This is a genomic window from Dysgonomonas sp. ZJ279 (assembly GCF_011039205.1).
Classification (GTDB): domain Bacteria; phylum Bacteroidota; class Bacteroidia; order Bacteroidales; family Dysgonomonadaceae; genus Dysgonomonas.
In genome coordinates, this window is record NZ_JAAKEL010000036.1 from 1 (window position 1) to 11,272 (window position 11,272).

Here is an 11,272-nt window from a genome sequence, read left to right on the forward strand (position 1 = left end):
GAGTTAAAGAAACTAAAAAAATGTTACAACCTGATGAAGAATAAATATCTTTAGCCAATCTCATCCGAGACACTTAGTGGTATACTTTTCAATTACTAAGTGGACTACTTTTCAATTATATTATACAGGAAAGTGAAGATAAAAAGGGTAAAAAACGAATATTTGATATAGCTTCATTATATGATTCTGTTGATACAGCAAAAAGAAGCTTGAAAAATAGAACCCTTAATTTTAAACAAGAAATAGCAGAAGAAACGAGGCTTGCTTACGGACAGAAATATCCAATAAAAGGAAAACCTCAAGAGACCCCAGATAGAGTGTTATTTACATTACAGCAAAATGATTTAGTTTATTTACCAATAAACGAAGAAGATCCAATATGGGATTTCTCAAAAGATGAGTTTAAAAATTGGATAACAATAAAGGAGAATAAAATGAGTTTTGCAAAACGTCTATATAAAGTTGTAAAATTCACAGGTAAAGATTGCTCTTTTATACCTCATAATTATGCTAATTCCATTTCTTGTGCCAAAGAATTATCAGATGAAGATAAAGAAAGAATAAAAAATATGTATAAAGACAAAGCTGTTCCTAAAAAAGAGCTTCACTTTGTGGAGTATGGCTCGTATCGAGACTGCTCCCCCTTTGAACATGGCGAAATTTTTATAAAGGAACAAACGAAACTAAAGTCAAAAGAAAAACCTTTGAAAATACAAAATACTTGTATTAAAATAAATGTAGATTGGTTAGGTAATCTCTCAATTTAACCTATTATGATAAAAAAGACACTTTACTTTGGAAACCCTGCATACCTCAGTATGCGTAACAATCAGCTTGTAATAAAACTACCCGAAGTTGAGAAAAACGATACATTGCCTGAAAACTTCAAAAAAGCAAGCGAAACCCTCTTCCCGATTGAAGATTTAGGAGTAGTTGTACTCGACCATAAACAAATAACCCTAACACATGGGCTTATTGAAAAACTATTGGATAACAATACGGCTCTCTTGACTTGCGATAGTAGCCGTATGCCTGTAGGGCTGATGCTTCCATTATGCGGAAACAAAACACAAAGTGAAAGATTTAACTCACAGATTAATGCTTCTGACCCTTTAAAGAAAAACTTATGGCAACAGACCATCAAAGCCAAAATAACCAATCAGGCAGAAGTATTAAAGAAATTTAGGTCTTGTAATATTCGCAATATGATGCACTGGGCAGGAGAAGTAAAAAGTGGCGATCCAGATAACTTTGAAGCACGTGCAGCTGCATATTATTGGAAAGAAGCTTTTCCTCAGATTGATAATTTCACAAGAGGCAGAGAAGAGAATCCACCTAATAACCTGCTAAATTACGGATATGCTATTCTTCGTGCGGTTATTGCCCGCTCGTTAGTTGCAAGTGGTTTATTACCTACATTGGGCATACACCACCACAATCGATACAATGCTTATTGCTTGGCAGACGATATAATGGAACCATATCGTCCATTTGTCGATGAATTAGTTTTGTCGATAGTTGATAGTGGCGAGGATTATACCGAATTAACGACTTCGTTAAAAAGCAAACTGCTACAAATACCAACCATAGATGTGATGATGGGGAAACAAAAAAGTCCCTTGATGATTGCCGCAGGTCAGACAACTGCCTCTTTAAATCAATGTTTCGAAGGGAAACTACGTAAAATTAAATATCCCGAATTATTGTAACCTGTCGGTATTATGGAGCAAGACCGATTAAATCAATACCGTATTATGTGGGTTCTAGTATTATTTGATCTACCTACCGAGACAAAGAAAGATAGAAAAGTATACGCTGATTTTAGAAAAAACTTACAGCGAGACGGGTTTACCATGTTCCAGTTTTCGACTTATTTACGACATTGTATGAGTGTCGAGAATGCAAATGTACATATCAAACGAGTGAAAAACTTTCTTCCGGCAAAAGGGCATGTCGGAATACTCTGTATTACAGATAAACAGTTTGGAATGATGGAATTATTTTATGGTAAAAGTCCCGAATCAAAGAAAACAGGAGCTCAACAACTTGAATTGTTCTAGAAAATAAAAATCCCGACATTTATCGGGATTTTTATTTGAAATACATTGATTTTCCAAATGCTAATGGTGTTTGCAATGTGTTGAAATACATATACTTGTTATGTGGTATGATGTATTTCAATGAACTAAGATACAATTTTGAAAGCAAATCACAACCGGTGGTATCAGACTATGAACTGCTATTCGGATGTATTTCAATGAACTAAGATACAATTTTGAAAGCAAATCACAACTCTTGGCGACGGTCTTCTTTCCGATGAAGGATGTATTTCAATGAACTAAGATACAATTTTGAAAGCAAATCACAACTGATCCTAAACTCTTGGCGCGTGCTATACGGATGTATTTCAATGAACTAAGATACAATTTTGAAAGCAAATCACAACCTCACAAATGATCAACGCGCTGCCCTTGCTGATGTATTTCAATGAACTAAGATACAATTTTGAAAGCAAATCACAACACAAAGGCTTGAGAAAGGACAGGCTTATTAGATGTATTTCAATGAACTAAGATACAATTTTGAAAGCAAATCACAACTGGTATCCGCATGCTTTGTTCGCACAACATGATGTATTTCAATGAACTAAGATACAATTTTGAAAGCAAATCACAACTGGTATCCGCATGCTTTGTTCGCACAACATGATGTATTTCAATGAACTAAGATACAATTTTGAAAGCAAATCACAACGGTCCTATCCCAGAAACTAAAACGACCGAAGATGTATTTCAATGAACTAAGATACAATTTTGAAAGCAAATCACAACATCGTATAAACGTTGGGCTTCCTTTTGTTGGATGTATTTCAATGAACTAAGATACAATTTTGAAAGCAAATCACAACAGCATTCTGCATGTAAGGTTTCACAGGATTGATGTATTTCAATGAACTAAGATACAATTTTGAAAGCAAATCACAACATCAATGATCGCAACGCTACTACTAATCAGATGTATTTCAATGAACTAAGATACAATTTTGAAAGCAAATCACAACGGGCGTTCAGTAGCTTGCTAGACCAATTTGGATGTATTTCAATGAACTAAGATACAATTTTGAAAGCAAATCACAACAAACATCGGTAAGAACGACGACACGCAAGGGATGTATTTCAATGAACTAAGATACAATTTTGAAAGCAAATCACAACTAGGTCTGCACCGCTTAGGACTGCATTTCTGATGTATTTCAATGAACTAAGATACAATTTTGAAAGCAAATCACAACAAGACGGGGCGTCTCTCATGCCATTATACGATGTATTTCAATGAACTAAGATACAATTTTGAAAGCAAATCACAACCCCCGCGTATGCGCGGACTATTGAGACATTGATGTATTTCAATGAACTAAGATACAATTTTGAAAGCAAATCACAACCGTTATGCTGATTACAAGTATATCAACTCGATGTATTTCAATGAACTAAGATACAATTTTGAAAGCAAATCACAACGTACGCCGTTATGTTCTTGCCTAGACGCTGATGTATTTCAATGAACTAAGATACAATTTTGAAAGCAAATCACAACACTATGACACATTCTATCAATTAGCGCTAAGATGTATTTCAATGAACTAAGATACAATTTTGAAAGCAAATCACAACGCGCTATGGCTTCGTATTCACTGCTTGTAAGATGTATTTCAATGAACTAAGATACAATTTTGAAAGCAAATCACAACCTACTTTCTTGTCGGCGAACGCGGTGACCTGATGTATTTCAATGAACTAAGATACAATTTTGAAAGCAAATCACAACCTGGTTGCCTTCCATTCCTACAACGTGGTCGATGTATTTCAATGAACTAAGATACAATTTTGAAAGCAAATCACAACCACGGTCGGAGACTCTAACGTAGGCAGTAAGATGTATTTCAATGAACTAAGATACAATTTTGAAAGCAAATCACAACAAAAGGTGCGGAAACTCTAATATAAAGGCTGATGTATTTCAATGAACTAAGATACAATTTTGAAAGCAAATCACAACACCCGCTAGACGCACTAACACACAGACACGATGTATTTCAATGAACTAAGATACAATTTTGAAAGCAAATCACAACCGCTCATGTTATAGCGCTTTTACGTTATCAGATGTATTTCAATGAACTAAGATACAATTTTGAAAGCAAATCACAACGCGCGTTCATGTCTCCCTGTAACACGGCTAGATGTATTTCAATGAACTAAGATACAATTTTGAAAGCAAATCACAACGATTCAATAGACGCGGCGGCTTCTTTTTGCGATGTATTTCAATGAACTAAGATACAATTTTGAAAGCAAATCACAACACGACTACGTATACTTAGATGGCGGTTTCGGATGTATTTCAATGAACTAAGATACAATTTTGAAAGCAAATCACAACTAAGACACTTTGCAAATAAACCAATTGTGCGATATATTTCAATGAACCAAGGTATGATTTTTTCGAATATCAAGAATGTTTTTTTCATCTTTTATACAAAAAAATATACAAAGAATAAACCATCAAGACCAAGCCCTACGGTTTTCTAATAAATCTTCCTTTTCGTACCTCAAAGCGTATTTATTAGAAAAGTCTTGCTTTGTTTATTCTTTCTTTATGAAAGGTGTATATCAGATGTAAAAAGAAGAAATAATATGAAAACTGATAGTGTAAATATTTGCGTTTAGAGTTCTTATAGGTGGCAAGTCCTTTCTTTGTATTTCAATAGTTGTGTGCAAATTGTGTGTACGTATAAAAAGAAAAGAGAGCTAGATTTTCATCTAACTCTCTGATTTTGAATTGTCGGGATAGCGGGATTCGAACCCACGACCCCTTGCTCCCAAAGCAGGTGCGCTAACCGGACTGCGCTACATCCCGTTCTTTTCGTTTATGCGGTGCAAAGATATGACAATTTTTTATAATCCAAAATAAAAATGAGAGAAAAATTTTCCATTTGACGAAAAGTTTGATTGTAGAGGTTATTTATATGCTTTGATACAATATGTTACAGCAAAGTAAATAATTGTGTCTGTTAAAAAAGGATTTGTCTGGTATACACTCCTTTTTTTGACTATTTTTGTGAAAAATTTAAAAAACTATGATAAAAAAACTCATCTTTACCATTAGTCTATTAGCTTTAACAGTCTTTGTTTCAGCACAGAATCTGCAGTTGCACTTCGATCCTAGACATTCTTTGCATGGAGATTCATTTGACAGGAACTATTTTACAGTAACATTCGAAATGTTTAAACCCGACAAATGGGGGTCTACATTTATGTTTGTCGATTTGGATTTTAATCAGAGCAGAGGCAATATAGGTCTTGCTTACATGGAGATTGCACGCGATATAAAATTGGGGAAGTCACCTATTATGGCTCATGCGGAGTTTAATGGCGGAGTTGGAAAAACAGGTAAGTCGGCAGCCAATAATTCAGGTTTTACTATTGAGAATGCATATCTGGTAGGACCATCTTATGCTGTAAACATAAAAGGAGTAAATTTGAGTACTTATCTGGTTTATAAATATCACTCGTTTGAAAAAGTAAGTAATGATATTCAATGGACAGGTATTTGGAATGCGAATCTATTTAAGAATAAAGTATCCCTATCTGGCTTTCTAGATGTGTGGACAGAAAATAAGGTTCGTACGCATGCCGGTTTTGAAAGTGGAAAGAAAATCATCTTACTGACCGAGCCTCAATTCTGGTATAATGTAACTCCTAATTTATCTTTCGGTACCGAAATTGAAATTAGTAACAACTTTTACCGCTATAACAAAAATGTAGTATATGTAAACCCGACCATTGCCGCTAAATGGAACTTTTAAGACGAAATTAAAATGAATAACATTCTGGAAAAATTCTTCAAACTTACTGAAAATAAGACGACTATTCGTCGAGAGTTTGTAGCAGGTATTATAACCTTCCTTACAATGTCTTATATTCTGGTAGTGAATCCGAATATATTGTCAGCCACAGGGATGGATAGGGAGGCGTTGTTTACAACTACAGCCTTGGCAACAATAATAGCAACTCTGCTGATGGCCTTTCTGGCTAAATTACCTATCGCACAGGCGCCGGGAATGGGTCTAAACAGCTTTTTTGCTTTTACGGTTGTATTAACAATGAACTACACATGGCAATTTGCTTTGACAGCAGTATTTATAGAAGGTATTATATTTATCCTTCTTACATTTTTTAATGTCCGTGAATTAATCGTAAAAAGTATACCCAAAGTTTTAAAAGATGCTATACCTGTTGGTATCGGTCTGTTTATTACTTTGATCGGCTTGAAGGGAGCCGGTATAGTTGTTACCGATCCCAATACATTAGTTACATTGGGAGATTTCTCCCAACATAGTGTTTGGATTGCATTTTTAGGATTGCTGGTGACAGGAGTATTGTTTGCAAGAAATGTAAATGGAGCTATACTGATAGGTATTGTTGTAGCTACAGTATTTGGTTTTGCGCTTGGTGATATAGCGTTGCCCGAAAAATCGATAGTTGCTCTGCCTCCATCTATTGCACCTATATTTGCTCAGTTCGAATGGGATCATATCCTTTCATTGGATATGCTGATCGTAGTATTTACTTTCCTTTTTGTGAATCTTTTCGACACGGTTGGTACACTTATCGGTGTTGTGTCTAAAGCCGGATTTGCAGATGAAGAAGGTAATTTTCCCCAAATGAAGAAAGCCCTTTTTGCTGATGCTTTGGGTACAACTATCGGCGCAGTATTGGGGACAAGTACTATCACATCGTATGTTGAGAGTGCATCGGGTGTCGCTTCAGGAGGGCGTACGGGTTTAACGGCCGTTAGCACAGCTTTAATGTTTGCGCTGGCACTATTCCTTGCTCCGTTGTTTTTGATGGTTCCTGCGGCAGCTACGGCTCCGGCACTGGTCATAGTCGGATTGTTTATGATATCGTCAGTGGCTAAGATCAATTTTAATGATATTACAGAAGGATTACCTGCATTTATTACCATCGTGTTTATGCCATTTACATATAGCATTGCCGAAGGTATAGTATTCGGTATGCTAAGCTTTACTTTCATTAAAGTATTTGCCGGTAAATCTAAAGATGTGTCAGCAACGGTATATATCATCGCTGCATTGTTTTTACTAAAGATTGTTTTAGATGCAATGCATGTGATAGGTTAGACTAAGCTTAATTAAAATACGAAAGGATGCTTCTACGTAAATGAAAGCATCCTTTTTTTGTGAGTGTTATTTTGTAATGTTTTTAAAACGAGTGATCTCGTCATCATTACGCATAGTTATAAAAAGAAAAAGGATTGATTCATAAAGAACCAATCCCTTCTCTTATCCTTTTCGGATACTTTATTCTTATCAGAATTTCGCCCTTATTTTTTGAGCTATTTCGTCAAACTCAGCTTGTTCCAGTTTCACTCTGGGATGAGATAGTATCATGTCCGATTCTTTATTGATCGGAATCAGATGTATATGCGCATGAGGTACCTCCAATCCAATTACCATTAATCCGATACGCTCGCAAGGAATAGCATTTTCGATGGCCTTAGCCACACGCTTCGCAAATACGGACATTTCGGCAAGGATTGTATCTTCAATGTCGAATATATAATCGACCTCTTCCTTCAGTATAACCAAAGTGTGTCCTTTCGCCATCGGATTGATGTCAAGAAAAGCATAGAACTTTTCGTCTTCTGCTATTTTGTACGATGGAATATCACCTGTAACTATTTTACTGAAAATACTGGGCATCCTTCTATTTACAGGGTTATATTCATAACTTCGAAACTCATCATACCCGAAGGTACTTTGATCTCAGCCACATCACCCACCTTTTTGCCCATCAATCCTTTTGCAATAGGGGTATTGATAGCAAGTTTGTTTTCTTTCAGGTTAGCTTCGCTCTCAGCTACAAGAGTGTAAGTCATTTCCTGATTATTTTTGGTGTTGCGGATTGTCACTTTATTAAGTATTTGCACAAAATCGGTGCCTATTGCATCTTCATTGATCAAACGGGCACTGGCAATCAAGTTCTTTAGTTGAGCGATTTTTGCTTCCAATATTCCTTGTGCCTCTTTTGCTGCGTCGTATTCTGCATTTTCCGACAAATCGCCTTTATCTCTAGCTTCGCCGATCTGTTTTGAAATAGCAGGTCTATCCACAGTCTCAAGTACATTAATCTCTTCTTTCAACTTTTTGTAACCTTCTTCGGTCATGTAGGTAGCAGCCATAATAATTTAAATTTAAGTTCGTCATTTACTACTGTTTAACGCGCCAAAAAGAAAAAGAATCCTTGCCGATTTAGGCCAGAACTCCTTTTCCTTTTATGCTTGTATGTTTCGCAAATATAAGCTTTAATATTTGTATTATCCAAATCTTTTCACAAAATTCAGATATTCTTTTAGCTATTTCACAATATTCGCTGTATTTCGGTGGCTAAGTTGTCACTCGGTGATAATCTTTTTACTATACTTCCGTTTTTATCAACTAGATAGGTGGTAGGTAAACCTTGTATATTAAACTTTGCCAATAGCTCAGAATTCAGAGATCTGCTATCTCTCACACATATCCAAGGCAAATTTGTTGCTGTGTTTTGCCATACATGTAGATCCGAGTCGAAAGACACTTGATATACCTCTATCGCTGATTTGTGCTTGCTATATACATTATTGATTAAAATGTTATGCGCCGGAGAGTATTCTGTCTGATAAGCGGTGAAGTCGAGAATTACAACTTTCCCTTTCAGAGACGAAAGGCTAATCTCTTCATTCTTTATATTGGGTAACGATATGTTGAAGAATGTACTGGATTCGGCCTCTGTAGCTTCTATTTCATTAAGAGCCTTTTCCTGATTGGCTAATCTTTTTACTTCCGCCAGAGCTGTTAAGGTAAACTCCCGAATTTGCTCTGTTCTCGGAGATTCAGGTCTGTATTGATCCCATGCCGTAGCTACAGCTTGGAACAATATTCTGTCTTTCTTATTCATTGGATCGAAAATCAGATAACTATCTACTTTCTGAAAGAGAGCAAAGTAAGCAGCGAGACTTTTATAATCGGAATTAATAACAGATCTTGCCAAATTCTTATAGTCCTCGATAGCTTGTTGTACCTGACTTACATATTCGCTTTGAGATAATTCTTTGTTCGTGAACTTTGTGCTCAAATCTTTGAATGCTTGGCTCAATTTATATTGTGCCAGTGTCACTTCTTTAATTTGGTTTGTTTGCTCAGAACCTTCTACTGTATATTCGGTTGCAAAATTAGATTTTGATGTATTGATGGTAATGGTCTCAGTTGAGTCTACAGCTATATTAACCACTTGGCCGTTCAATTTCAACAAATAGAACTCGGCATATCCCAAAGCAGCCTCTTCGAATTTGAAATTGCCATCGCTACTTATTTTCACCGAATCGATTGTTTTTACTTCCGTCAGCGATCGTCTTTCCAGATATAATACAGTTGAATCAGCACCGTCTATTTTTCCCTCAATAACAAATTGAGGTTGCTTCTCCTTGCAAGAAGCGAAACAAATAATGCCTGCAATTATAATTGCCAATTTGGTAGCGAGGTGTGTTTTCATATATAATCTATATTTATACTGTTATTTATTATTCATTTAATGGCACAAAGATATTTAAATAAAAAGAGAAAATTGCCAACTCTACCTTTATATATAGGTGCTAAATATCCACATTTTTATATTTGAACCTTCTTCGATAGTTTCCCTATACTTAAACCTTGTACTATTATGGAGAAAACGACTACGAAATAAGTTGCGGCTATTATAATAGGTTTATGTTCACCTTCCGCTATAGAAAGAGCCAGTGCGATTGAAACCCCGCCACGTAAACCACCCCAGACAAGAATAGTGATCGTTCCGTTCGAAAACTTCTTTTTGAAAGGAATAATATGTGTCGGTATCCGGATAGAAACATATCTGGCGAATAGTACGACCACAATGCTGATTATGCCTACCAGCCAATAATCTCCAAGATCTGGAATCAGTAATAGTTCGAAGCCAATAAATAAGAATAAAATAGCATTCATAACTTCATCTATCAATTCCCAAAATACATTTAAGTAATTAGATGTTGCCTGATTCATCTTCGAAAGGCCTTTTCTACGGGAGTCACCGATTATCAAACCGGCAGCAACCATAGTTAATGGACCCGATATGTGCATTGCTGTTGCAATCAAATAACCACCCATTACCACCGAGAGAGTTATGAGAACAGATATTTTATAGTCATTAGCAGTTCTCATACCATGCCATGCCAGGTATCCGAGTCCAAAGCCAACAAGCAATCCGCCTGCAACTTCTTTTACAAGCAGCCACGATACACTCCCGAATGATATATCGGCAGAGTTTTCACCACCTTGCGCAATACTAAGGATAAGTGTAAACACGACAACAGCAACTCCATCATTAAATAATGATTCTCCAGCAACCTTCGTTTCTAAAGATTTTGAAACTTTAGCCTTTTTCAATATAGCCAGTACAGCTATAGGATCGGTTGGCGAAATTAATGCTCCAAATAATAGACAGTATATAAGAGGTATCTCAAAATGTATATCAAGTAGAGGTAGGAGGTCGTTTACTATATAGTACATAGCGAAGCCAACCACGAATGTAGAAATTACAACGCTAAGCGATGAAAATACTACGATAGGAAACTTCTGCTCTTTCAAATCCTGCAAGTTAATATGTATAGCTCCTGCAAATAAAAGGAAATTCAGCATACAGCCCATTAATACCTTGGTGAAGTCGATGTGCTTTATTAAGGTTGAAAAATTATGCAGTGGTTCCGTAGTGGTTGTACTGCCAATTACCACAAGTCCTAATGATACGCACATGGCGATTACCATAATGCCAATAGTTGAAGGCAGTTTTAGAAAGCGGATATTTATATAAGAGAAGATGGTCGCAATGACTATAAGTATAGAAAAGGAATAATATAGCTCCATATTGTGTGGGTTGGTTTTCTTTTTTTCAGTGTCGTAAAAATATAAAAAATGGTGAAAACTGTTATTATAAGAATAACCAAAAATAAAAATAAAAATATTTTCATAGTCTAAAGTCTTTGTTTTTAAAGCCTTGTTTATTTCCCATTAATTATTTTCAAAATAAGTTCATAAAACATTTGGAGTATAATTAAAAGTTTTCTACTTTTGCACCCGCTTCACCGCTGAACGCAGCGCCTGAAGTTGATAAAAAAAGAAGCGATCTTTGACTAAATG

9 protein-coding genes, 1 tRNA gene and 1 CRISPR repeat array are annotated in these 11,272 nt (G+C 35.8%); of the genes, 5 read left to right on the plus strand and 5 right to left on the minus strand.

Annotated elements, in window-relative coordinates; all coding sequences use genetic code 11:
- Positions 1–209: 209 nt before the first annotated feature.
- From G7Y57_RS17360 to cas2, 3 genes are read left to right on the plus strand one after another with little or no spacing between them, the layout of a single operon-like run.
- Complete coding sequence (locus tag G7Y57_RS17360) at positions 210–767, plus strand: hypothetical protein (protein WP_165027164.1); 558 nt, start codon at positions 210–212, stop codon at positions 765–767.
- A 6-nt stretch (positions 768–773) separates the two neighbouring features.
- Positions 774–1,709 (plus strand): type II CRISPR-associated endonuclease Cas1, encoded by a 936-nt coding sequence (gene cas1 / locus G7Y57_RS17365; RefSeq protein ID WP_165027167.1) that lies wholly within the window; start codon positions 774–776, stop codon positions 1,707–1,709.
- Positions 1,710–1,721: 12 nt separating this feature from the next.
- Positions 1,722–2,060: a CRISPR-associated endonuclease Cas2 gene (cas2, locus tag G7Y57_RS17370; protein WP_050708797.1), complete on the plus strand. Its 339-nt coding sequence runs from the start codon at positions 1,722–1,724 to the stop codon at positions 2,058–2,060.
- Between the two features lie 109 nt (positions 2,061–2,169).
- Positions 2,170–4,443: direct repeats of the CRISPR family, unit length 47 nt; unit sequence GATGTATTTCAATGAACTAAGATACAATTTTGAAAGCAAATCACAAC.
- A 402-nt stretch (positions 4,444–4,845) separates the two neighbouring features.
- Here cas2 and G7Y57_RS17375 read toward each other — a convergent pair.
- A tRNA-Pro gene (locus G7Y57_RS17375) sits at positions 4,846–4,920 on the minus strand.
- Positions 4,921–5,140: 220 nt separating this feature from the next.
- On the opposite strand from G7Y57_RS17375, the gene G7Y57_RS17380 reads away from it, so the two are divergent.
- Both G7Y57_RS17380 and G7Y57_RS17385 read left to right on the plus strand, forming a co-directional pair.
- The gene (locus G7Y57_RS17380; RefSeq protein WP_165027170.1) at positions 5,141–5,869 is read left to right on the plus strand and encodes a DUF5020 family protein; all 729 of its coding nucleotides are present in this window, start codon (positions 5,141–5,143) and stop codon (positions 5,867–5,869) included.
- 12 nt (positions 5,870–5,881) lie between these two features.
- Complete coding sequence (locus G7Y57_RS17385; RefSeq protein ID WP_165027172.1) at positions 5,882–7,204, plus strand: NCS2 family permease; 1,323 nt, start codon at positions 5,882–5,884, stop codon at positions 7,202–7,204.
- Between the two features lie 189 nt (positions 7,205–7,393).
- On the opposite strand, the gene G7Y57_RS17390 is transcribed toward G7Y57_RS17385, so the two are convergent.
- The 4 genes from G7Y57_RS17390 to G7Y57_RS17405 all read right to left on the minus strand — a co-directional run bounded on the left by G7Y57_RS17390 (position 7,394) and on the right by G7Y57_RS17405 (position 10,999).
- Positions 7,394–7,786 (minus strand): HIT family protein, encoded by a 393-nt coding sequence (locus G7Y57_RS17390; protein WP_165027174.1) that lies wholly within the window; start codon positions 7,784–7,786, stop codon positions 7,394–7,396.
- Between the two features lie 8 nt (positions 7,787–7,794).
- Entirely contained in the window at positions 7,795–8,265 is a 471-nt protein-coding gene (gene greA, locus G7Y57_RS17395) for a transcription elongation factor GreA (protein WP_165027176.1), read from the minus strand.
- Between the two features lie 179 nt (positions 8,266–8,444).
- A complete protein-coding gene (locus tag G7Y57_RS17400) occupies positions 8,445–9,614 on the minus strand; it encodes a TlpA disulfide reductase family protein (RefSeq protein WP_165027178.1) in 1,170 nt (389 codons plus the stop codon).
- Between the two features lie 116 nt (positions 9,615–9,730).
- Entirely contained in the window at positions 9,731–10,999 is a 1,269-nt protein-coding gene (locus tag G7Y57_RS17405; RefSeq protein WP_165027180.1) for a cation:proton antiporter, read from the minus strand.
- Positions 11,000–11,272: the final 273 nt, after the last annotated feature.